Origin of the sequence: Devosia chinhatensis (assembly GCF_000969445.1) — a bacterium.
In the GTDB taxonomy this organism is placed as follows: Bacteria; Pseudomonadota; Alphaproteobacteria; order Rhizobiales; family Devosiaceae; genus Devosia; species Devosia chinhatensis.
The window spans coordinates 892,261-913,014 of sequence record NZ_JZEY01000054.1 but is presented as its reverse complement, the minus strand read 5'-3'; the positions used below and the strand labels follow the sequence as shown (position 1 = coordinate 913,014).

The 20,754-nt window shown below is 60.1% G+C and carries 23 protein-coding genes and 1 riboswitch; of the genes, 4 read left to right on the top strand and 19 right to left on the bottom strand.

Annotated features, from left to right (window positions below):
* Positions 1-4: 4 nt before the first annotated feature.
* The 3 genes from plsX to VE26_RS04415 all read right to left on the bottom strand — a co-directional run bounded on the left by plsX (position 5) and on the right by VE26_RS04415 (position 2,257).
* Positions 5-1,075, bottom strand: a complete 1,071-nt coding sequence (gene plsX / locus VE26_RS04425; RefSeq protein ID WP_084619952.1) for a phosphate acyltransferase PlsX — start codon at positions 1,073-1,075, stop codon at positions 5-7.
* A 76-nt stretch (positions 1,076-1,151) separates the two neighbouring features.
* Positions 1,152-1,703 carry a YceD family protein gene (locus VE26_RS04420; RefSeq protein WP_046103926.1) on the bottom strand — a complete coding sequence of 184 codons (552 nt, stop codon included), beginning with the start codon at positions 1,701-1,703 and terminating at the stop codon, positions 1,152-1,154.
* On the bottom strand, positions 1,700-2,257 hold the full coding sequence (locus VE26_RS04415) for a ubiquinol-cytochrome C chaperone family protein (protein WP_160297794.1): 558 nt from the start codon (positions 2,255-2,257) through the stop codon (positions 1,700-1,702). The genes VE26_RS04420 and VE26_RS04415 overlap by 4 nt, the downstream gene beginning before the upstream one ends.
* Positions 2,258-2,392: 135 nt before the next feature.
* Here VE26_RS04415 and VE26_RS04410 point away from each other — a divergent pair, with 135 nt between their 5' ends.
* Complete coding sequence (locus VE26_RS04410; RefSeq protein WP_046103925.1) at positions 2,393-2,830, top strand: outer membrane protein assembly factor BamE; 438 nt, start codon at positions 2,393-2,395, stop codon at positions 2,828-2,830.
* 76 nt (positions 2,831-2,906) lie between these two features.
* Here the strand turns inward: VE26_RS04410 and nusB are convergent, their stop codons facing one another.
* The 9 genes from nusB to VE26_RS04365 form a co-directional block, all read right to left on the bottom strand.
* The gene (gene nusB, locus VE26_RS04405; RefSeq protein ID WP_046103924.1) at positions 2,907-3,392 is read right to left on the bottom strand and encodes a transcription antitermination factor NusB; all 486 of its coding nucleotides are present in this window, start codon (positions 3,390-3,392) and stop codon (positions 2,907-2,909) included.
* Positions 3,385-3,858, bottom strand: a complete 474-nt coding sequence (ribH, locus tag VE26_RS04400) for a 6,7-dimethyl-8-ribityllumazine synthase (RefSeq protein WP_046103923.1) — start codon at positions 3,856-3,858, stop codon at positions 3,385-3,387. Before ribH ends, nusB begins: the two co-directional genes overlap by 8 nt.
* A 110-nt stretch (positions 3,859-3,968) precedes the next feature.
* Entirely contained in the window at positions 3,969-4,448 is a 480-nt protein-coding gene (gene nrdR, locus VE26_RS04395) for a transcriptional regulator NrdR (protein WP_046103922.1), read from the bottom strand.
* 21 nt (positions 4,449-4,469) lie between these two features.
* Positions 4,470-5,768: a serine hydroxymethyltransferase gene (glyA, locus tag VE26_RS04390; RefSeq protein ID WP_046103921.1), complete on the bottom strand. Its 1,299-nt coding sequence runs from the start codon at positions 5,766-5,768 to the stop codon at positions 4,470-4,472.
* Positions 5,769-5,888: 120 nt separating this feature from the next.
* Positions 5,889-5,971, bottom strand: a riboswitch (ZMP/ZTP riboswitch).
* 83 nt (positions 5,972-6,054) lie between these two features.
* Positions 6,055-7,833: a methyl-accepting chemotaxis protein gene (locus tag VE26_RS04385; RefSeq protein WP_152658706.1), complete on the bottom strand. Its 1,779-nt coding sequence runs from the start codon at positions 7,831-7,833 to the stop codon at positions 6,055-6,057.
* Positions 7,834-7,922: 89 nt separating this feature from the next.
* Positions 7,923-8,132, bottom strand: coding sequence for a DUF6898 family protein (locus VE26_RS04380; RefSeq protein WP_046103919.1), 210 nt, complete (start codon positions 8,130-8,132; stop codon positions 7,923-7,925).
* A 109-nt stretch (positions 8,133-8,241) separates the two neighbouring features.
* The gene (locus VE26_RS04375) at positions 8,242-9,507 is read right to left on the bottom strand and encodes a L,D-transpeptidase family protein (protein WP_046103918.1); all 1,266 of its coding nucleotides are present in this window, start codon (positions 9,505-9,507) and stop codon (positions 8,242-8,244) included.
* A 258-nt stretch (positions 9,508-9,765) separates the two neighbouring features.
* Entirely contained in the window at positions 9,766-10,275 is a 510-nt protein-coding gene (ldtR, locus tag VE26_RS04370; protein WP_046103917.1) for a transcriptional regulator LdtR, read from the bottom strand.
* 221 nt (positions 10,276-10,496) lie between these two features.
* Positions 10,497-10,883 (bottom strand): DUF6163 family protein, encoded by a 387-nt coding sequence (locus VE26_RS04365; RefSeq protein ID WP_046103916.1) that lies wholly within the window; start codon positions 10,881-10,883, stop codon positions 10,497-10,499.
* Between the two features lie 94 nt (positions 10,884-10,977).
* Here VE26_RS04365 and hemB point away from each other — a divergent pair, with 94 nt between their 5' ends.
* A complete protein-coding gene (gene hemB / locus VE26_RS04360) occupies positions 10,978-11,991 on the top strand; it encodes a porphobilinogen synthase (protein ID WP_084619950.1) in 1,014 nt (337 codons plus the stop codon).
* On the opposite strand, the gene VE26_RS04355 is transcribed toward hemB, so the two are convergent.
* A complete protein-coding gene (locus VE26_RS04355) occupies positions 11,988-12,926 on the bottom strand; it encodes a DMT family transporter (RefSeq protein WP_046103915.1) in 939 nt (312 codons plus the stop codon). The two genes, hemB and VE26_RS04355, sit on opposite strands and share 4 nt — an antisense overlap.
* A 157-nt stretch (positions 12,927-13,083) precedes the next feature.
* Between VE26_RS04355 and VE26_RS04350 the strand changes: the two genes are divergently transcribed.
* Together VE26_RS04350 and VE26_RS04345 are read left to right on the top strand one after the other, a co-directional pair.
* On the top strand, positions 13,084-13,608 hold the full coding sequence (locus VE26_RS04350; protein WP_046105004.1) for an RDD family protein: 525 nt from the start codon (positions 13,084-13,086) through the stop codon (positions 13,606-13,608).
* Positions 13,609-13,671: 63 nt separating this feature from the next.
* Positions 13,672-14,415 (top strand): arginyltransferase, encoded by a 744-nt coding sequence (locus VE26_RS04345; protein WP_046103914.1) that lies wholly within the window; start codon positions 13,672-13,674, stop codon positions 14,413-14,415.
* Here the strand turns inward: VE26_RS04345 and VE26_RS04340 are convergent.
* From VE26_RS04340 to lepB, 6 genes are all read right to left on the bottom strand, one after another.
* Positions 14,412-14,720 carry a Dabb family protein gene (locus VE26_RS04340; protein ID WP_046103913.1) on the bottom strand — a complete coding sequence of 103 codons (309 nt, stop codon included), beginning with the start codon at positions 14,718-14,720 and terminating at the stop codon, positions 14,412-14,414. The two genes, VE26_RS04345 and VE26_RS04340, sit on opposite strands and share 4 nt — an antisense overlap.
* Before the next feature lie 424 nt (positions 14,721-15,144).
* Positions 15,145-17,445, bottom strand: a complete 2,301-nt coding sequence (gene parC / locus VE26_RS04335; RefSeq protein ID WP_046103912.1) for a DNA topoisomerase IV subunit A — start codon at positions 17,443-17,445, stop codon at positions 15,145-15,147.
* Positions 17,446-17,574: 129 nt separating this feature from the next.
* The gene (recO, locus tag VE26_RS04330) at positions 17,575-18,279 is read right to left on the bottom strand and encodes a DNA repair protein RecO (protein WP_052715654.1); all 705 of its coding nucleotides are present in this window, start codon (positions 18,277-18,279) and stop codon (positions 17,575-17,577) included.
* An 18-nt stretch (positions 18,280-18,297) separates the two neighbouring features.
* Entirely contained in the window at positions 18,298-19,221 is a 924-nt protein-coding gene (gene era, locus VE26_RS04325) for a GTPase Era (protein WP_046103911.1), read from the bottom strand.
* Complete coding sequence (gene rnc, locus VE26_RS04320) at positions 19,218-19,925, bottom strand: ribonuclease III (protein WP_046103910.1); 708 nt, start codon at positions 19,923-19,925, stop codon at positions 19,218-19,220. Before rnc ends, era begins: the two co-directional genes overlap by 4 nt.
* On the bottom strand, positions 19,922-20,746 hold the full coding sequence (gene lepB, locus VE26_RS04315; RefSeq protein WP_046103909.1) for a signal peptidase I: 825 nt from the start codon (positions 20,744-20,746) through the stop codon (positions 19,922-19,924). The genes rnc and lepB overlap by 4 nt, the downstream gene beginning before the upstream one ends.
* Positions 20,747-20,754: the final 8 nt, after the last annotated feature.

Below are 20,754 nucleotides of genomic sequence, written 5' to 3'. Positions count from 1 at the left end.
TTGGTCACGCCGAATTGGCCTCGGTCTCGCTAGGCAGCTCGGAGGCCGCGCTGTGAACAGGAAAACGCTGCATTGTGTCGCCAACCTTATCGATCAGGCGGCTGCGCGCCATTTCATAGGCAAGTCCCAGCGCGCTCTTGTAGCCCACCTCGTCGGTACCGCCATGAGACTTGATCACGATGCCATTCAGGCCCATGAAGACGCCGCCATTGACCGTCCGCGGGTCCATTTTACGTCGGAGTGCATTGAGCGCGGATGAGGCGAACAGCGCGCCGATCTTGCTCATCAGGTTGGCTTTCAGCGCGCTGCGCAGATACGATCCGACCTGACGCGCTGTCCCCTCGGCTGTCTTGAGAGCGATATTGCCGACGAAGCCTTCCGTGACCACAACGTCAACCGTGCCCTTACCGATATCGTCGCCCTCGACGAAGCCGTGATAGGTGAACCCCGCGCCGCTAGCCTCCGTGAGGACTTTGCCGGCCTCCTTAATCGATTCCAGGCCCTTAACCTCTTCGGTACCCACATTGAGCAGCCCGACGGTGGGAGATTCGGAATCGAACAAGGCCCGCGCAAGAGCCGACCCCAGGATAGCGTAGTCAACGAGTTGCTGGGCGTCGGCCCCAATAGTGGCGCCCATGTCGAGTACGATTATGTCAGAGCGCAGTGTTGGCCAGATGGCGGCAATACCGGGCCTTGAAATGCCGTCCATGGGCCGCAGACAAAAGGTCGACATGGCCATCAGAGCGCCGGTATTGCCACCAGATATGGCGACATCGGCCTCCTTGTTCTTTACTGCCTCTATCGTCATCCACATGGAGGACGTGCCTTTACCCTTGCGTAGGGCCTGGCTGGGCTTTTCGTCCATCGCGATCACCGTTTCGCAATGGCGAACCTGGGAAACCGGCTTGAGCGCCGGGAATTCTTCGAGGAGCGGATCGATCTGATCCTTGATACCATGAAAGATAAAGCGCGTATTCTTGCGCTCCCTGAGGGCCAGATGGGCCCCATGGATCACAGCACGGGGTGCATGATCGCCCCCCATGGCGTCCACGGAAATTGTTATGTGATCGGTCATTTCAGCCCGTTTTACGGCCCCTATGGGCGAGCCAGCAAACATATAACATCAACGAGTCGGTGCAAGCCCTGGCACATCAATCGTCACTGTCGCGCGTCTTGTTGAGGGCCGCCAGCTTTGCGAAAGGCCCTTCGGCAGGTGCATCGAGCTTGGCGTCGATGGTTTCGAGCGTCTCGCCCTCACGCTTGGGATAAGGGTCAAGCGCCAGTGCCAGCGTCTCGAGCATCAAGGCGCTGAGATCGACTTCCGCCCCGTCAATATGGTCCGGAAAATCCTCGTCCTCCAGATCGATGAATGTCTCCGATCCCGGCGCAGGACTATTCCCATCGCGCGGCGCAGGCAGAAACACCCGATCGATCGGCTCGGAAATGGCTTCCGACACTGGCTCGAAGGACACCACTGAAGCCTGACTAACCACGGCATCAAGGCTGCCAAGCGCACGCAATCCGCCGCGAAAGGGCGTAACCGCAAGACGTGACACGAAACTCTCGACGGACAGGATATTCATGGCAGCGGCGATGGCAGCGCGTTCTACATCGTTTGCTTCTACGACCACGGATCGCCCGCCCGTGGGCAATTTGTCGATACGGACGATTGCATCGAAAATCGGTCCTGGAGAATGGCTCACGCGACAGCCTCGAAACTCATATTTCCACGAATAATCTGGTCCGCAGACTGGGCCGCCAGGGCGGCGTCCTGCGCGGTGACATAGGCGGCCAGCGCTCGCACATGGGGGCCATCCTCGCCATCGAAAACGTTGCGCGCGATGACGCCAGCGAGTGCTTCAGGGTCGTTTCGATCCATCGCCTCATTAAGGGCTGCCAGCAGGCCGAAGAAGATATTGCCCATCTTCTGAATTTTCTTGGGCACGCCAAGATCCCCCGCTCCCATCTCCCGCAAGGACCGATCCATGTCCTTGAAGAAGAGGTCGAACACCGCCTGACTGAAAGCTTTTGCTTCGGGCGTGCCATGGCGCAGTCGGCGAAACAGCAGCGCCATATTAAGGCTGATCATGTCAAAACGGCCGGTGACGGTGTCGGGAACCATCCACTGTGCGTAGAAAACCGGCTGCCGGGATTGCGCCACAATGGAATTATACACGGCATAAACCGGCTCTGTGGCAGAGTTCTTGCGAAACAAAGACAATATCATGGGATTGCGCTCAGCGTCGGTATCGGTCAAACACGGTCGAAAATGGTCACCGGTCTCATGCCAGCTTGCCAGATCAGCCGGTTGACAGCTACACATTCCAGCGGCCAATGGGCACGCGCCTTGTTGTCACGCCTATAGTCGAGAGCCATCGGGAAAGTCAAATTCATGCCCCTGCGTCTTGCCAAAGCTTCTGTCGCCGCTGCCGTGCTTGCGGTCGCACTCGCCGGCTGCACCAGCAGTACTTCGCTCGTTACCAAGCGCACACAGGGCTATGAAATTCCGGATTCCGCCTTGCAGCAAATCCGGCCGGGCCAGAGCCAGCAACTTGTGCAGACGGTACTCGGTTCGCCGCAGTCGACCAACACCTTCGGCGACCAATCTGCCTGGTACTACATTGAAACCAAGGTCAATCAGACCTCGTTCGGGCTGACCATGGTGCAGGAACGCACGGTTCTGGCAGTCTATTTCGACCGTAACAAGAAGGTGACCGAGCGCGCGGTCTATTCGCTACAGGACGGTCGCGCCATCAACGTCGAAACCCGCCGCACCCCATCCTTTGGGCAGGACAAGACGTTTATCGAGTCGATCCTCGAATCGTTCTGACAAATTCCGCATTCAAAACGAAAGCCCCGGACGCAAACCGGGGCTTTTCTTATTTCTGAGGGCTCGATGCTGTCGCTCAGACCAACTCGGAGCCCGAGGATCGGGCAATCGCGTCAAGCGCGGCATTGACCAAACCAGAAGCATCGTCTTCGTAGAAGGCTCTGGCGACATCAACATATTCGGAAATGACCACCTTGGCCGGAATGTCCTTGCGCCGCAGAAGCTCAAAGGCCGCGGCGCGCAGAATTGCACGCAACGTTGCGTCTACGCGCTCGATAGGCCAGCCTTCGGCAAGCGCTTTGTCAACCGATGGGTCGATCTGCAGCTGATGCTTGGCAACGCCGCTGACGATCTGCCGAAAAAAGTCAGCATCGGCCGGCAGATATTGTTCGCCCTCGATCTCGCGGCCGAGGTGAAAGCTACCGAATTGCGCCAAGGTATCTTCAAGCGAGGCGCGACCTACATCCATCTGATAGAGCGCTTGGACAGCAGCCAGTCGCGCTGCCCCCCGCTGGTTGGCAGTCCGAGGATTGATGACGTCGCGTTTGGGATATTCAGCCATTCAGTTTCGCTTTTATGCCGGAGAGGACAAGGGCGGCCCGAGCGGCATCCCCTCCCCGATCCTGATCTTTCACGTTAGCCCTGATCCAGGCTTGTGCTTCGGTTTCCACAGTGAGGATGCCGATGCCCAAAGGGAGTGCATCGACGACGGCAAGCTCGGCCAGAGCACGAACACTTTCTCCGGCCACCGCAGCATAGTGGTTGGTTTGCCCGCGAATAACGCAGCCCAAGGCGACATAGCCGTCAAATCGTCCGGTTTCAATGGCCATCGCGAGTGCCACCGGCACCTCCATGGCACTGGGAACGGCGATAACCTCGTGACTAGCGCCGGCTACCTCGAGCGCAGCCAGGGCGCCGCGCTTCATTTCATCGGCTATCTCAGGGTAAGCGCGCCCCTCGACGACCAGGAAGTGCTGACCCCGCCCGGAGCCCTCCGGCACCGGAAAACGTACGCCATAGGAATCCATGTTGCTACCTCATCCGGTCCAGCCGATACGGCCAGATTAGCCCAATTCGGCATCAAGAGGCAGTGCCACCTCGCGGCACGATGAAGGAATGATTTCGGCTTGCCCGCAGCTTATTCCTGCGCTTCGCCTCGCCCAGGCTTGTCCTGCGCCAGCTCCTGTAAAAAAGAGCGGAAATCGTCAGCGGCGGAGAAGTTCTTGTAAACGCTGGCAAATCTGACGAACGCGACGTCGTCGAGGTTCTTGAGGCCCTCCATGACATATTCGCCAATCTGGTCGGAAGTAATTTCGACATCCCCCAGGCTTTCCAGCTGCCGAACGATTCCGGAAATCATGCGCTCAACGCGCTCCGGATCAACCGAACGTTTTCGCAGCGCCGTGTTGATCGAGCGAGCTAGTTTTTCCCGGTCGAAGGGCACCTTTCGGCCCGTTTTCTTGACCACGGTGAGATCGCGCAATTGCACGCGTTCGAACGTGGTGAAGCGCCCGCCGCATGCATTGCACACACGGCGGCGTCGGATAGCGCCCGAGTCTTCCGTCGGGCGGCTATCCTTCACCTGGGTATCGTCATTGCCGCAATATGGGCAGCGCATTGTTACCCTTCACCTTCACATTCAGCTGTAAATGGGAAAACGCGCGGTCAGCGCCTTCACCTTTTCGCGCACCGCAGCTTCCACCTGGGCGTTGCCCTCGTCGGAATTGGCTTCGCGCAGACCATCGAGCACTTCAACGATCAGGCTACCGATTTCCTGGAACTCGGCAATTCCAAATCCGCGTGTCGTGCCAGCCGGCGTGCCCAGGCGAATGCCGGAGGTCACAAAAGGCTTTTCGGGATCGAACGGAATGCCGTTCTTGTTGCAGGTGATATAGGCACGGCCCAAACCGGCTTCGGCACGCTTGCCGGTGGCGTTCTTGGGGCGCAGATCAACCAGCATGAGGTGGTTGTCAGTACCGCCGGAGACGACGTCCAGGCCATGGCCCTTGAGCGTGTCCGAAAGGGCGCGCGCATTGTCGACGACCTGCTTGGCATAGGTCTTGAACTCAGGCTGCAGCGCTTCCTTGAACGCCACGGCCTTGGCGGCGATGACATGCATCAGGGGCCCGCCCTGAAGTCCAGGGAAAACAGCCGAATTGACCTTCTTGGCGATATCCTCGTCATTGGTGAGGATCATGCCACCACGCGGTCCGCGCAAGGACTTGTGGGTGGTGGTGGTGACGACATGGGCGTGGGGCACCGGCGAGGGATGGGCACCGCCCGCGACCAGACCGGCGATGTGGGCCATGTCCACCATAAGATAGGCACCGATCGAATCGGCGATCTCGCGGAACCGCTTCCAGTCCCAGATGCGGGAATAAGCCGTGCCGCCTGCCAGGATGAGCTTGGGCTTGTGCTCGTGTGCCAGGCGTTCGACCTCGTCCATGTCGAGCAGATGGTCGTCCTTGCGCACGCCATAAGAAACGACGTTGAACCACTTGCCCGACATGTTCACCGGTGAGCCGTGGGTAAGATGACCGCCCGAATTGAGATCGAGACCCATGAAGGTATCACCAGGCTGGAGCAGAGCCAGGAAGACCGCCTGGTTCATCTGCGAGCCGGAATTTGGCTGAACATTGGCAAAGGCAGCGCCGAACAATTCCTTGGCGCGCTCGATGGCCAGGGTCTCGGCAACGTCGACATACTGACAGCCGCCGTAATAGCGCTTGCCCGGATAGCCCTCGGCATACTTGTTGGTCATGATCGAACCCTGTGCCTCGAGCACAGCGCGCGACACGATGTTTTCCGACGCAATCAGTTCGATTTCATGCTGCTGACGGCCGAGTTCGTTCTTGATGGCTTCGGCGATCTCTGGATCGGCTTCGGCCAATGTGCTGGAGAAAAACTGCGGATACAGCGAGGAGGATGCGGCGTTCATGAGAATATGACCTCGCAGGATGCGAAACAAACGGACGTGGCGGCGCTCTTATCACGGTCAAACACGCGATTCCAAGGCCGGGCAAAATAAGGTGACAGCATAGGGCTCCCCTGCTTAGCGGATGGATGCCCAGGCGAGCGGCTCTACAAGGTTCGCGTTCCCCGATGGTTGCCCATCTTTTCTCGCCAGTCGCGCGAACGGCTCGTTTATGCCGCAGAACGAAGCGGAGGGAAAGTGTAAAAGCTGCCGCACCCCAGGCACGACAGCCATCAGGGCGACCAGGACGTCAGAATTCGTCCCAGTCCTGCCCGACAGCGACAGCAGGCCTACGCGACATTTGGGAAGTCTTGGCAGGCCCAGACCTGGCTGGTGCCGGTGGATTGGGACGGCGCTGCGTGTCCCCTCTTTGCAGAGCAAAGACGTCGATGACGGTGTCGAGTTCGCGCGCCTGACCCTCGGTCTGCGCCGATGCAGCATTGATTTCGGCGACCAGGGTCGCATTCTGACGTGTCATATCGTCGAGCTGTCGTACCGTATTGCCGATCTCGGTCACGGATGTTGCCTGCTCCTGGGTCGCTTGGGCGATTTCGGCAATCAGAGCTCGATTTTCCCTGACGTTCTCGACCATTGAGCCAAGCTTGGTCGCCGCGCCCGACACCAGTTTTGAGCCGGCCGCGACTTCGCCCGCAGATTGCTCGACCAGTGCTTTCACATCGGCCGACGCGGACGCGGCTGATTGCGCCAAACGACGAACCTCGACGGCAACAACGGCGAAGCCTTTTCCGGCCTCACCGGCGCGCGCCGCTTCGACCGATGCGTTCAGGGCCAAGAGATTGGTCTGGAACGCGATGTCATCGATCATGCCGATAATATTAGAAATCTTGGCCGAGGATTGAGAAATCCGGTCCATCGCCTGGTTCGCTTCAGACATGGCCTTGCCCGTGTCGTCTGCCACCTTGAAGACGATATCAGAATTGTCGCTGGCGGATTTGCTGCGTTCGGCATTTTCCTTGATGGTGCGGACCAGTTGCCCAACGGCGGTGTTCGTTTCCAGGATTGCGCCATTCTGCCGGGCGCTTCGTTCATCGAGCTGCTTGGCCCCCGACAGAAGCTCGCCCGTCGCCTCCCTCAGCACGGTTGAGGAATCGCGGATTTGACGGACGATGCCACTGAAGGTCTGCGCAGCCTGATTGAAGGCGCAGCGGACCGCCTCCAACTCGCCATGAAGGGCGTCATCAATCCTGACGGTGAGATCGCCTTGCGCCAAAGTGGTCAAAGCGGAACCTACTGATTCGACGCCCTGCTTGCGTGCCGTGATGTCGGTTGCGTATTTGACGATCTTGTAGGGACGCTGATTGAGGTCGAGAATCGGATTGTAGGTCGCTTGAATCCAGATTTCCCTGCCGCCTTTGGCAAAACGGCGGAATTCCTGTGCGTGGTACTCGCCACGCCCAAGGCTGCGCCAGAATTCCTGATATTCTCGGCTTTGCGCGTAGGCTTGATCCACAAACATGCTGTGGTGGCGCCCCCGGATTTCATCGAGGCCGTAGCCCATGGTGCTACAGAAGTTCTCGTTGGCCTTGAGGATGTTTCCCGAGAGGTCGAATTCAATGACCGCCTGGGACTTCGAGATCGCGGCAAGCTGGCCATTCCAGTCGGCGTTCTCGAGCTTTCGAGCCGTGATATCGCTGGCCAGCTTCACCACCCGACGCACCTTGCCATCCTGGCCGAGCACCGGATTGTAGGATGCCTGTATCCAGACATCCTTGCCCCCCTTGGCCAGACGATGAAACTCTTCGTTCTTGAACTCGCCACTCCGAAGAGAGGCCCAGAAATCCAGATAGGCCCGAGACGATGCCTGATCTGGATCAACGAACATGCTGTGATGTCGGCCTTTTATTTCCTCGAGCGTATAGCCCATCAGGCCAAGGAAATTGGCATTGGCATCAATAATTGTGCCGTCGGGCTCAAACTCGATAATGGCCTGCGATTTGGAGATTGCGGCGAACGTCTCCGTCTGCTCCCGCTGTACGCGGCGCTCCGCGCGTGTCGAAAACTTAAGCACGGTGACTACCCTATAGATGACGCTTGGGTAGATTACGTATCAAACAACACTTACTAAATGATGCATTCTGGGCCTAGAGCGCTGAAATTCTAAGCAAACTTCCCGACTGATGGGGGGCTGGGCCGCTCCTGCTCTAGGCGGCGACGGAGCTTGGCAAGTGCAAGACGCTCCATGTGCCCGCGCGCGGCATTGAGCGGTGTGATGACGACCACTTCTATGCCGGTCGCTTCGTCAATCGCGGCAACACGCATCTGCTGACCAAGCTGGACGAATTCGAACAGGACTGTGCCGTTTGCCATGACGCCTCCGATTGGCCAAGTCTAGCGACCTGTCCGGCCGAGGACCAGCCAAGAAAAAGGGCCCTCGTCCCACACGAGAGCCCCCCAGAAAAACCATTACGACAACCGATCAGCCCTCGAAAGTGATCTTGCCCTGCTCGTCGAAGTCATAGACGTCGTCGCGGAAGCTAACCGTGCCCTGCTTGTTCGCCCAGGCGGTGATATAGGTGGTGTGGATCGGCACCTGGCTATTGAGCGCCACGTCCAGCCGCTGCAGCGAATCGAAAGTCTGGTCGACCCGACCGCGATCCCAGTCGCCATTGTCACGCAGCAACCACGTCACGAGCTCGTTGACGCCCTCGACGCGCACGCAGCCGGAAGAGTGGAAGCGCGCGTTCTCTCCAAAGAGAGCCTTGGACGGGGTATCGTGCAGATAAACGTCATGCTTGTTGTAGAAGTTGATCTTGCAATGGCCCATGGAATTGGCCGCACCAGGCTCCTGCCGATACATGTAGTTCACCTGGGCATCGGTGATATTGGCCCAGTTGATCGTCGAAGGATCGATGGTGTTACCGCTGCCGTCGTAGATGAAGATATTCTGCTCTGCGAGGTAATTGGGGTTCTCGAGCATGTACTTGGTAAGGTCCCGGCGCACGAGAGACTTGGGCACATGCCAATAGGGATTGAAGTTTATCTGGTGAATCTTGCTGGCCAGGATCGGCGTGGCCCGGTCGACGCGGCCGACAACGGCAGTATGACGCTGCTCGACCATACTGCCGCCAACAGCCTCAATGGTGGCCGCCGGGATGTTCACCACCACGTATCGGTCCGTCAGTTGGGGAGCCATCTGCTGGACGCGGGTATAGTTCAGATAGAGCTGCTGCAGGCGCGTCTGCGCCGACACATTCATGGCGTACCAGGTTGGCTCGTCGATCTGACCGTTGACGATGAGACCGTGGCGGGCCTGGAACGAGCGGACACCACGATCGGCATCGGCATCGAAAATATCGCTGGCATATTCGACCAGCGGCATGTCGCCGGAGGAAATCAGGCGGCGCTTGACCTGCACGACGGCAGGAGAGGAGACTCCAAGCTGCAACTTGTAGGCCTGCTGGGGAATCTCTTCCCAGCCGCCGGCTGCCACGAAGGGCTCGTACTGAGCGATCGCCAGCTGCAGATTATGGAGCGTGTCGTAGGACAAGATCGGCTCGTTGGTGGCGATCAGCGCCTGCGCCGCTGCCGTGTTGCCGTCCCTGTCGGTCTCGCGCAGCACCCTGCCCGTGCCCGAGAACATGTCGAAAAGGGAGCCGCCATCCTGCGCTCGGGCTGCCGGAAGAACGGCAGATACGCCAAGGAAAGCAACAGAACCCAGGAAATTGCGTCTGTTCAACCGCATTCAGTCACCCATCAGACCAACCGCATCACTGCGGGCGATACCATCGCCGGGCCTAGCTTCACAATCATGGTCAACGCGTTGTGACTATTCCGGCCTTACCCACATCCTTTGTCAGGAAATGGTTTCCAACAGGTAATGCCGCTGCGCCCCTTTTGCGGCACAAATAAGAAACGCCGACCCGAAGGCCGGCGTCTTGGCAGCAATTGTGGCATGGAGGCAACACGCCATCACTTGCCGAAAGCCAGTCGCGCGCTGCGATCAGAGCTTGTAGAGGATCTGATCGACCCAGAACCGCTCGAGGCGCGCCAGGGCCTTGTTCAGGCCGTCAAACTCTTCGTCGCCCAGGCCGCCGACCTTATCGATGGACTTGAGGTGACGGTCATAGAGTTCGTCGATCACCTCCGCCACTTCCTCACCCTTGGGTGTCAGCTTGATGCGTACAGAGCGGCGGTCGGTGCGCGAGCGCTCCTGGAAGATGTAGCCGGTCTCGACGAGCTTCTTGAGATTGTACGAGACGTTCGAGCCCAGATAATAGCCACGCGAGCGCAGTTCGCCGGCGGTCAGCTCGGCATCGCCGATGTTGAACATGAGCAGCGCCTGAACGGGGTTGATATCGTCCCAGCCCATACGGTCGAACTCGTCCTTGATCAGGTCGAGAAGGCGACGGTGCAGCCGCTCCACGCGAGAGACTGCTTCGAGATAGAGGGGCTTCAGGCTTTCGGTCCGTTCTGGAGCAAGGGCCTCTGCCGCGTTCGATTTCATTGCCATTTGTGCCTCACTGTCAAAAGTCGTGTGCGATTTTTCGCATCTCATGAGGCCAAACTACGGCCGGCGGACTAAGATCGCCCTAAAGGACACGCTTAAAACTATCTTACTGGAACGCAATGAGAATTTGGCTTAACAGGGGCTTACACCGGGTCAGAAAATTGTAACCTTTCCGGGGTGTAAACGCGTTATTCGCTGCTTTCAGATGCGATGCCGCCTGATGCTCAATCGGCCTGGGCGCGGCTGAAGCGCAGGCTGAGCCCAAGGATAACCAGGATGGCGGCCAGGAGCACGAGACGCAGGCCAAAGCCCACCGTGCTCATGCGAATATCAGGATTGCCCGCTAGGTAAAGCGCGATCTCGACCACGGTTGCCGAGAGCATCAGGACGGCACCCCACGAAGCCTTGATCCAGAGCCCAACCGCGGCAAACAGCCGGGCGAGGCAGAAGATCGCGAGATAGGTAAAGCCGCCGACGCCCATCATGGCCATCGGGCTGGCGGCGCCATTGCCCACGCCAAGCAGCCGCGCCGCATCGCTCAGCCCCAGGAACAAGGCCAAGACCGCGATGATCCGGATATAGAGGGCAAGACTGGGCGCCTGAAACAGCATAGTGGCTTGATAATACGACGGACCGGCTGCGACAAGCTTTGCCTTGGACGAGGCGAACTGGCCTGTTAATCAGCACAGGACAAGGAGAAGCCCGATGAGCGAGAACTGGCCCAAGCACGACATGTCATTCCTCAACGGCCAACGCCTGCGACGGACGCGCGCACATGAGTGGAGCCGGGCAATGGTGCGGGAGACCCAGCTGCTGCCGCGCGACCTCATCTGGCCGCTCTTCGTGATCGAAGGGCAGAACGAGCGCACTACGATCCGCACCATGCCGGGCGTAGAGCGGCTCTCGATCGACCTGATGGTCAAGGCTGCCCAGGACGCCCGGGATGCCGGCATTCCGGCACTGGCGATCTTCCCCAATACCCCCGACCACCTGCGCAGCGAAGATGGCGCGGAGGCCTATAATCCGGACAATCTGATGTGCAGGGCCCTGAGCGCGATCAAGAGCGCAGTGCCGGAAATCGGGCTCATAGCCGACGTGGCGCTGGACGAATATTCGGCGAACGGCCAGGACGGATTGGTGCGGGATGGCACGATTCTCAATGATGAAACCGTGGCAGCCATGGTGCGGTCAGCGCTGGTGCAGGCAGGGGCTGGCGCCGACATCATCGCCCCCTCGGACATGATGGACGGACGTGTGGCCGCGATCCGCGCGGCGCTGGACGCCGAGGGATTCGAGAATGTCCAGATCATGTCCTATGCGGCCAAATACGCGTCCTGCTTCTATGGTCCGTTCCGCGAGGCCGTGGGATCGGGCAGCCGCCTCAAGGGCGACAAGCGCACCTATCAAATGGACTATGCCAATAGCGACGAAGCCCTGCGCGAGATCGAGCAGGATATCGCCGAAGGCGCAGACAGCATCATGATCAAGCCGGGCCTGCCCTATCTGGACATCGTGCGCCGCGCGCGGGACGCGTTCAACGTGCCGATCTATGCCTACCAGGTGAGCGGCGAATACGCGATGATCGAACTGGCAGGCGCAGCCGGCGCCATCAACCGTGACGCGGCGGTGCTCGAAAGCCTTTGGGCCTTCAAGCGCGCTGGTGCCAATGGGATCCTGACCTATTACGCCCTGGAAATGGCACGCAAACTCGACGCCTAGCCGGCGCGCTCGGTGGTACCATCCTCGGCGGCGAGTTGTGCAGGACGCTCGCCGCGACGTGGACGAACGGCACTGATGATGCCGGCACAGGCCACACAGACCATTCCGACCATCGCAATCGGGTCGGGCATGTGCCCGAAGACCAGCAAGCCCAAAATGCCGGCCCAGACCAGGTGCATATAGGTCATGGGCGCGACCAGCGCCGCGGGCGCGTATCGATAGGACTGAGTGAAGAGGTAGTGGCCGAGCCATGCGGAAACGCCAAGGCCGGCAAAGAGCACCAATTGCACCGGTGTCGGTGCAGCGCCATGCAGGGTCCACGGCAAGAAAATGCCGAAACCGATGGCGCCCACAAGGGCAGAATAGAACAGCATGGCCATGGTGCGCTCGGTGCGGGCGAGCACGCGGGACAAAAGGTTGTAGGATAAAGCCAGGCAGACATTGCCTAGAGCAAAGACCACGCCCAACGGATCGAGCCCCCCACCCGGACGGGCGATCAGCAAGACGCCGGTAAAGCCGACGAAGGCCGCCACCCAGGCGGCGGGGCCCACTTTTTCCTTCAGCAGGGGCCCGGAAAGCAGCACGACGAGCACGGGGCACAGATAGATGATTGCCGTCGCCTCGGCGACCGGCATGCGCTGGAGCGCAAGGCTCATCAGGAATGACCCGAGCGCCAGGCTACCGGCGCGAATGACGACAAGGCCGGTCCGTTGCGTGCGCACCATTTCGCGGCCATGCAGGGGCGCCACGATTGCCAGCATCAGCAGGCAATGCGTGATGTAGCGGATGGCCGTGACCATGGGCACGTTATAGTCGGTAATAAGCAGCTTATTGGTGGTGTCGTTGTAGGCGAAAAGCAGCGTGGCGCCCAGAATGAGCACAAGACCGCGCAAGGGCTGATGCGTCAGCGGCGCGGATGAAACGGGCGGGGACATGAAAAATTCCGGAAGGGCGCTGAGACGGTCCAGCGACTCGAAGAAAATGAAGAATATGGCTCCACTCTAGCCTGCCCTCTCCACCGAGAACAGGCATACGCGCGTTTCTGATGGCCGGGCCCTTGCAATGGGCGGGCTTCATGACAATTTGTGCGGCATGAGCCATGACTTCGCCGCCCGCCCTGCCCTGCCCGATCCATCAAGTGCCCCCGAACTATTCGAAGGCCTGCTGACCCGTCGCGTCACCGCGTATCTCATCGACTTGGCGCTGATTGGCGTCATCACGATCGGCTTGAGTCTCGGCGCGATCGTTTTGGGCCTGTTCACGTTTGGTCTCAGCCTTCTGTCTCTTGCCTTCGTGGTGCCCGCTTCCGTCGTGATCTACTACGCCCTGACGCTCGGCTCCGCCAAACGCGCCACAATCGGCATGCAAGCCATGGACATCGTCCTGACACCGACACGTGGGCAACCACTCGACGGCTGGATGGCTGCCCTGCACGCCCTCCTGTTTTGGCTGACCTTCTGGATTTCCTGGCCGGTGACGCTCGCCTTCGCGCTTTTCATGCCGCGCCGGCAAATGATCCATGATCTGATCATGGGAACTCTGATGGTGCGGCACTCGCCCATGTTGCGTCACTGGAACAGAACACGCGCTGCGGGCGGCTATCACGAGGGCGCGTGACGCGTTGCTTCGCAGCGGCGGGAGCGCTAGATTGACCTCCAGCCGCTTCATTCCAGGTCATCGATGACCGATCAGACGCCTGAAACCACTCAGCTCTTCCTGACCGCCGCCATGCCGTGTCCGTACCTGCCGGACCGCATGGAGCGCAAATTGTTCACGCACCTTTCGGGTCGCCGGGCGTCGGCGTTGCATCATCTGCTGAGCGACAACGGTTTCCGGCGCAGCCAGAACCTAATTTACCGGCCGGCCTGCGAGGGGTGCAATGCCTGCCAGTCCGTGCGGATCGTGTCGCGCGAATTCGAAGCGTCCAAGCGATTTCGACGGGTCATGCGCCACAACCTGGATCTGACCGTCTCGGTACAGCCGACTGTTGCCACGCATGAACAATACGCGCTGTTCAAGCGCTACCTGGCGGCCCGCCATGACGGCGGCGGCATGACGCAGATGAGCTATCAGGACTATGAGTACATGGTCGAGGATACGCCCGTGCAATCGGTACTGGTGGAATATCGCTTCCGGGACCTGCCCGACCAGCCTTTGGTGGCTGTGGCGCTGACCGATGTCATGCCTGATGGCCTGTCGATGGTCTACTCGTTCTACGATCCGGACTTGGCCCAAAGAAGCCTCGGCACATTCCTCATTCTCGACCACATCGCCCAGGTGCGCTCGGCGGGGCTGAGCTATGTCTATCTGGGCTATTGGGTGCCTGACTCCCCCAAGATGGCCTATAAGGGCGACTATCGCCCCCTGGAAGTGCAATGCGGTCCGCAAGGCTGGAAACGGCTCGACGACGAGCCCAAAGCCTAAACCACTATATCGAACACGATCAGGCCATCGCGCCCACCGTCCAATGCTGCAACAAGTCTGCCGCCGGCAGACTTGTGGTCGGGATGAACGAGATAGGCATCCCGTGCGGCGTCATCCACGAAATCGATGGTAAAGCCGTCCTTGAAGCCTTGGTGGAGGCCTTCCGGGGAAACGTTGGCGCCGTAGCTGATCGCGAGAAAGCCTGGTACGACCTGCCGCAGCGCCGCCAGGTCCGCATAAATGGCACTGCGCTCCGTCTCGGGCACATCGGAACGGAAGCGGACGAAAACGCAATGGCGGATCATTTCTACGAGTCTCCTGATGGGTTTAGCCGCGAAGCTTCAGAGATTGACTCATAGCCGATGGGATGCGCTTGCCTAGCTCTACCACCTTAAAACGTCTCTCTTTGAAGCGACGACCCGCCCTGCGAGCGTAGCACTTCGGGCGTTCGCCCCTAAGATCGCTCCACTGGAGCGATCTTCCGCAAGCGCACCACCGGCCCTGCGAGCGTAGCTCTCCGGGCGTTCGCCCCTAAGATCGCTCCACTGGAGCGATCTTCCGCAAGCGGACAACCGGCCCTGCGAGCGTAGCTCTTCGGGCGTTCGCCCCTAAGATCGCTCCACTGGAGCGATCTTCCGCAAGCGGACAACCGGCCCTGCGAGCGTAGCTCTTTGGGCGTTCGCCCCTAAGATCGCTCCACTGGAGCGATCTTCCGCAAGCGGACGGGGCTCACCCTACAAACTTGTTGTTTTTGGGGAAACCTGTTGGCGGCTGGCGGCCGGCGGTGGCACGGTCGCCGAGCCAGTCGGTCAGTTCCTCGGTCGGCTTGCTGTAGGTTCGCCCAGACGAGTCGGTCCAGGTCAGTCCATCAGCTGCGTAAAAAGTCTTGATGTCGGAAATGCCGCCGTCTTTGTAGCGCTGGAGGCGCACGCCCTTGCCGCGCGCCATCACCGCCAGCTGCGCCATGGGGAACACCAGAAGCTTGCGGTTCTGGCCGATCACCGCCACCCTATCGCCTTCGCAGGGAACGATCAGCTTAGCCTCCTCGGCCGCACCGACATTGAGGATTTGCTTGCCCTTGCGGGTATTGGCGATGAGGTCGTCCTCGGCGACGATGAAGCCGTAGCCCGCTGAAGACGCGATGATGCGCTTCTTGCCCGGCCGGTAAACGAAGAGCTCGACGATGTCCTGCCCTTCCTCGATATCGACCATGATACGCACCGGTTCGCCCTGGCCGCGACCGCCGGGGAGCTTGTCGGCCCCGATTGTGTAGACCTTGCCACCCGTTGTCAGCATCAAGAGTTTGTCGGTGGTCTCGCAATTCATCGACAGCTTCAGCCGGTCGCCAGTCTTGAAGCCCTTTTCGTCGATGGTCGCATTGTGACCCTTAGGCGCGCGGATCCAGCCTTTTTCCGACAGAATGACCGTGATCGGCTCGCGCTCGATGAAGGCCTCCGTGATTTCAGCGGCGTCGGCGGACGGCGCAGCGCCAAAAATGGTGCGTCGCGCGCCCAGCGCATGAGGCGATGTGCCATCGCCGTCGAACAGCGGATAGGCCTTTTTGAGCGCTTCCACCTGCTTGGCGATCTCGCCCCATTGGCGCTTGTCGGAGGCCAGCAGCGATTCGAGCCTGCCCTTTTCCTCCGTCAGGCTCTTGTGTTCCTGGCGCAGTTCGATTTCCTCAAGCTTACGCAGGGACCGCAGGCGCATGTTGAGGATGGCTTCGGCCTGATTATCAGTCAGGTTGAACGCGGCAATCAGGCTGGCCTTGGCGTCGTCTTCCTCGCGGATGATGCGGATCACCTCATCGAGGTTGAGGTAGGCAATGATGTAGCCTTCGAGTACTTCGAGGCGATTGGCAATTTGCTCGAGCCGGTGCTGGGACCGACGGACCAGAACGACCTTGCGGTGATCGAGCCAGGCGCGCAGCGCATCCGCCAGGCTCATGACTCGCGGCACCGTGCCATGGTCCAGCACGTTGAGATTAAGGCTGAAACGCACTTCGAGCTCGGTCAGCTTGAAGAGCTGTTCCATAAGAATGACGGCATCGACCGTGCCGGCGCGCGGCTCGAGCACGAGGCGAATGTCGTCGGCGCTTTCGTCGCGCACGTCCTTGAGCAGCGGCAGCTTCTTGGCCAGCAATAGTTCGGCGATCTTTTCCACGAGGCGCGACTTCTGTACCCCGTAGGGGATTTCCGTCACGACGATCTGATAGACACCCCTGCCCTTTTCTTCCTTCTCCCAGATCGAGCGCAGGCGGAAGGCGCCGCGTCCCGTTTCGTAGGAATTGACGATGGAGGCGCGGCTTTCAACCAATTGGCCGCCGGTGGGGAAATCGGGACCGCGCACCAGATCGTCCATGCTCGGCGGCGCCGAGGGATCGGGATGGACCAGTTCCTCAGTGGTCGCCTCGGGATGATGAATGAGCTTCAGGGCGGCATTGCAGAGCTCGACCAGATTGTGCGGCGGCACCGACGTTGCCATGCCCACGGCAATGCCGGTGGAGCCGTTGGCGAGCAGATTGGGGAAGTTCGACGGCAGCACGACCGGCTCTTCGTCCTCGCCGTCATAGGTCGGCTTGAAGTCGATGGCGTTTTCGGTGATGCCTTCGAGCAGACGTGTCGCGACATCGGTCATGCGGCTTTCGGTATAGCGCATGGCCGCCGGACTATCGCCGTCGATATTGCCGAAATTGCCCTGGCCGTCGACCAGCGGATAGCGGAGCGCAAAATCCTGTGCCAGGCGCACCAGCGCGTCATAGATCGACTGATCGCCATGGGGATGGAACTTACCGATGACGTCGCCGACGATGCGGGCACTTTTCTTGTAGCCCTGGTTCGGATCGAGACGCAGGAGACGCATGGCGTGCAGGATACGGCGATGCACGGGTTTCAGGCCGTCGCGCGCGTCCGGAAGGGCACGCTGGGTGATGGTGGACAGCGCATAGCTCAGATACCGCTCTTCGAGCGCCTGCTTGAGATCGACGATGCGCTGGTCGTCGGCGGGCGGAAGTGTATCTGCGTCGGACATGCGTGGCTCTGCTCAGGAGAACGAATCAGGAGCAGAGTATAGCCTGACTGGATCCAAAAGCGCCGAAACTCGCGGTTTTACACGGCTTATGGCCAGTCAGCCGGGGCAGCACCGTGAAGATGATGTCGGCTAGTCGTGCGTCAGCAAGTCGACGAGCGGCTCGCGCGTTGGGGGCCGCTCCGCCTTGTGGGCAGTCCAGAAATGCATGTCGAGAAAATGCGCCGTGAGCCGCAGCGCGTCGCGGATGTCGTCGGGACTGGCATTGCCGCGTCCCGCAAGAAAGCTTGGCAGGCGCAGGAGCCTATCCTTGTAGGGCTCGGCGGCGGATCGGGACACCGCGCGGCCTGACCGGGGCGAGACATGGGTGAGGTCTTCAACGACCCCGGTGGCGGCGCAGCTGGTGAGATCGAGCCCGAAGCCCAGCTCATCCAGAAGAGCCAGTTCGAACCGCGCCAGTTCGACGCCATCGGGGGGATGATCGATCAGTCCCAGCGCCATGCCGAGCAAACGGTCCTGCGGCTCCCTTTCTGGCAGGAGGCGCAGATGCTCGCACACGAGCTGGGAAAGGTAGAGGCGCGTCCGGTCAGCAATAAGGTCCGCCGCGCGGGCCTCAAGCAGCTCGATTGTGAAAACGCCCAAATGACCTTCGAGCCGGGCTCGCCAGGTCAGCTGAACCGAGTTTCCGGGTTGCAGGGTTGCGGCAAGGCGCGAGGAACGTCCGCCTCGCACGAGCCCAAGGCAGCGACCGCGCCCGACCACCATCGCCTCGGCAATGACACCGGCTTCGCCGTGGCGACGGACGCCGATCAGCAGGGCTTCACCGGTCCATTCCATCTCCGCTGGCCTTAAGCCTCACTTCTTTTCGTGCGGAAATTCCAACCCCATCTCGCGATAGCGCTCGGGGTCATCGGCCCATTTCTCGCGCACCTTGACGAAAAGGAAAAGATGGATCGGAACCTCGTACATCTCCATCAACTCGCGCCGGGCCTCGGCACCAATGGCCTTTATGGTCTGCCCGCCGGCACCGAGCACGATCTTCTTGTGACTGTCGCGGCTCACATAGACGACCTGGTCGATCTTGTAGGACCCGTCCTTCTGGATCTTGAAGCTCTCTGTCTCGACAGTCGCATTGTAAGGAATCTCGTCATGGACGCGCAGGAAGAGCTTTTCGCGCGTGATCTCCGCGGCGGTGATCGCCATGGTGAGGTCGGTGAGGTGATCCTCCGGGAAATGCCAGGGTCCGGGCGGGATGTGCTTGACGCACCAATCGATGAAGTCCTGGACACCATGGCCTTTGAGCGCGGACAGCATGAAGGTGGCCTCGAACCGCTGCCGTTCGTTGAGCGCCTGCGAGAGCGCCAGGAGGCTCTCATGCTTGACGGTGTCGATCTTATTGAGGATCAGCACCTTGGGCTGGCGAATGTTTTCGAGACCTTCGAGCAGAGCCTCGATTTCAGGCGTGACGCCGCGATCAGCGTCGAGGATGAAGGCGACGATGTCGCTATCTCCCGCGCCGCCCCAGGCGTTGTCGACCATGGCACGTTCAAGCCGCTTCTTGGGCGCGAAGATACCGGGCGTATCGACGAAGACCAGCTGCGCCTGGTCCAGCGTCAGCACGCCGCGCACTTGGCTGCGAGTGGTCTGTGCCTTGTGCGTGACGATCGATACCTTGGTGCCGACCAGAGAATTCAGCAGCGTCGACTTGCCGGCATTGGGCGCGCCGACAAGGGCGATGAACCCGCAGGATGTTTCGGCTAGTTCTTCAGGCGTGTTCATGGCTTTTCCTTCCAGACCTGCTGGCGGACAAGAAAGAGTTCGGCGGCCTTGTGCTCGGCGAACTTCTTGGAGTGACCGACCGCCTGAAGCGGCTCGAAGCCTTCCAGATTGACGGCAATGGTGAATTCGGGAGCATGATCAGGACCGGTGCGCTCGACCAGAAGGTAGGCGGGCGGCTCCAGTCCACGGGCCTGGGCCCATTCCTGTAGCGTGGTCTTGGCGTCGGCCCGGTTGGCCTGGCCACCCGCAAGCACATCCTCAAAGTTGCGCTCGATGAAGCTACGGGCCGGCTCGAGGCCACCATCCAGGTAGATGGCGCCGATGATGGCTTCGGTGACGTCCCCAAGGATGGCGTCCTTCTCGGCCCCACCCGATCGGGCCTCGCTGTCGCCCAGGATCATTTCCTTGCCGAGGTCGAGCTGCCGGGCAATTTCAGCGCAGGTTTCCTTGCGCACCAGCGTATTGAGGGTGCGGCTGAGATCACCCTCGTTGGATTTCGGATAGCGCCGATAGAGCATGTCGGCCACCACGAGGCCGAGCACGCGGTCGCCCAGAAATTCGAGACGCTGATAGGAGCGCTCGATGCGCTTGGCGGGCGAAATCGCGCTGGAATGCGTCAGCGCCCGCTCCAGATTGTCGAGATCGGCGAAGCGATATCCGAGACGAAACTGGAGCTTTTCGTGGGTCTTGTCGCGACGGCTCACGGCGCTTCCGTCGTGTCATACGGCGTATCGCCATAGACGGACTGGAACATGCGGTCCCAACGCACATTGGCTGGCCATTGCCAGATCTGCCACGGAGGCAGGTTATCGCGGATGGAGAAGAAGCGCGCCTCGGCCTTGGCGATCAGATTCACGGCCGGCACATAGCCGACCTGGCTCAGCACGCGGCTGTCCGCCGAGCGGTCGCGATTGTCGCCCATCATGAAGTAATGCCCCGCCGGCACCACATATTCCGGAGTGTTGTCGAGCGAGAGGTTATCGCCGATTTCCTGGATGATGTGGGTGCTGCCTTCGGGAAAGGTTTCCCGATAGACGGACACTTCACGGGTATCGCCATTGCTGTCGGTGTCGAGCGTGGTGCCGACCAGTTCGCGTTCGACCATTACGTCGTTGATATAAAGACGGCCCTCGCGCATCTGGATGCGGTCGCCGGGCATACCGACGATGCGCTTGATGTATTCCATGTTCTGTGGAACCGGACGGAACACGGCGATGTCGCCCCTATTGGGATCGCGGCCGAAAATTCGATTATTGATGGGCAGTTCGAAGTCGAGAAGCGCGAAGTCTCCATAGCGACCCAGCGAGAACGAATGCTTGCCATAGCCCCAGACATATTTGTTGGCAACGAAATAATCGCCGATCATCAGGGTCTGTTGCATCGAAGCCGTTGGAATTGAGAACGGCTGATAGAGAAAAAACCGGATGACGATGGCGATCAGCAACGCCTCGACAATGACCACGAAGGTCTCGACCCATTCATTGGTCGCTGATTTCTTGGCGCTCTTGTCGGCAGGCTGGCTCATGGTCGTCC

What these genes read in the sequence shown, in the direction of transcription:
- VE26_RS04380 (WP_046103919.1), bottom strand. Translation starts at nt 8,132, where the DNA reads ATGGCAAACGGCACAGTCCTGTTCGAATTCGTCCAGCTTGGTCAGCAG.
- VE26_RS04350 (WP_046105004.1), top strand. Translation starts at nt 13,084, where the DNA reads ATGAGCCATGACTTCGCCGCCCGCCCTGCCCTGCCCGATCCATCAAGT.
- nusB (WP_046103924.1), bottom strand. Translation starts at nt 3,392, where the DNA reads ATGGCTGAATATCCCAAACGCGACGTCATCAATCCTCGGACTGCCAAC.
- VE26_RS04365 (WP_046103916.1), bottom strand. Translation starts at nt 10,883, where the DNA reads ATGCTGTTTCAGGCGCCCAGTCTTGCCCTCTATATCCGGATCATCGCG.
- glyA (WP_046103921.1), bottom strand. Translation starts at nt 5,768, where the DNA reads ATGAACGCCGCATCCTCCTCGCTGTATCCGCAGTTTTTCTCCAGCACA.
- ldtR (WP_046103917.1), bottom strand. Translation starts at nt 10,275, where the DNA reads ATGGCAATGAAATCGAACGCGGCAGAGGCCCTTGCTCCAGAACGGACC.
- VE26_RS04345 (WP_046103914.1), top strand. Translation starts at nt 13,672, where the DNA reads ATGACCGATCAGACGCCTGAAACCACTCAGCTCTTCCTGACCGCCGCC.
- VE26_RS04340 (WP_046103913.1), bottom strand. Translation starts at nt 14,720, where the DNA reads ATGATCCGCCATTGCGTTTTCGTCCGCTTCCGTTCCGATGTGCCCGAG.
- ribH (WP_046103923.1), bottom strand. Translation starts at nt 3,858, where the DNA reads ATGGATTCCTATGGCGTACGTTTTCCGGTGCCGGAGGGCTCCGGGCGG.
- hemB (WP_084619950.1), top strand. Translation starts at nt 10,978, where the DNA reads ATGAGCGAGAACTGGCCCAAGCACGACATGTCATTCCTCAACGGCCAA.
- recO (WP_052715654.1), bottom strand. Translation starts at nt 18,279, where the DNA reads ATGGAATGGACCGGTGAAGCCCTGCTGATCGGCGTCCGTCGCCACGGC.
- VE26_RS04375 (WP_046103918.1), bottom strand. Translation starts at nt 9,507, where the DNA reads ATGCGGTTGAACAGACGCAATTTCCTGGGTTCTGTTGCTTTCCTTGGC.
- plsX (WP_084619952.1), bottom strand. Translation starts at nt 1,075, where the DNA reads ATGACCGATCACATAACAATTTCCGTGGACGCCATGGGGGGCGATCAT.
- era (WP_046103911.1), bottom strand. Translation starts at nt 19,221, where the DNA reads ATGAACACGCCTGAAGAACTAGCCGAAACATCCTGCGGGTTCATCGCC.
- lepB (WP_046103909.1), bottom strand. Translation starts at nt 20,746, where the DNA reads ATGAGCCAGCCTGCCGACAAGAGCGCCAAGAAATCAGCGACCAATGAA.
- VE26_RS04355 (WP_046103915.1), bottom strand. Translation starts at nt 12,926, where the DNA reads ATGTCCCCGCCCGTTTCATCCGCGCCGCTGACGCATCAGCCCTTGCGC.
- VE26_RS04410 (WP_046103925.1), top strand. Translation starts at nt 2,393, where the DNA reads ATGCCCCTGCGTCTTGCCAAAGCTTCTGTCGCCGCTGCCGTGCTTGCG.
- parC (WP_046103912.1), bottom strand. Translation starts at nt 17,445, where the DNA reads ATGTCCGACGCAGATACACTTCCGCCCGCCGACGACCAGCGCATCGTC.
- nrdR (WP_046103922.1), bottom strand. Translation starts at nt 4,448, where the DNA reads ATGCGCTGCCCATATTGCGGCAATGACGATACCCAGGTGAAGGATAGC.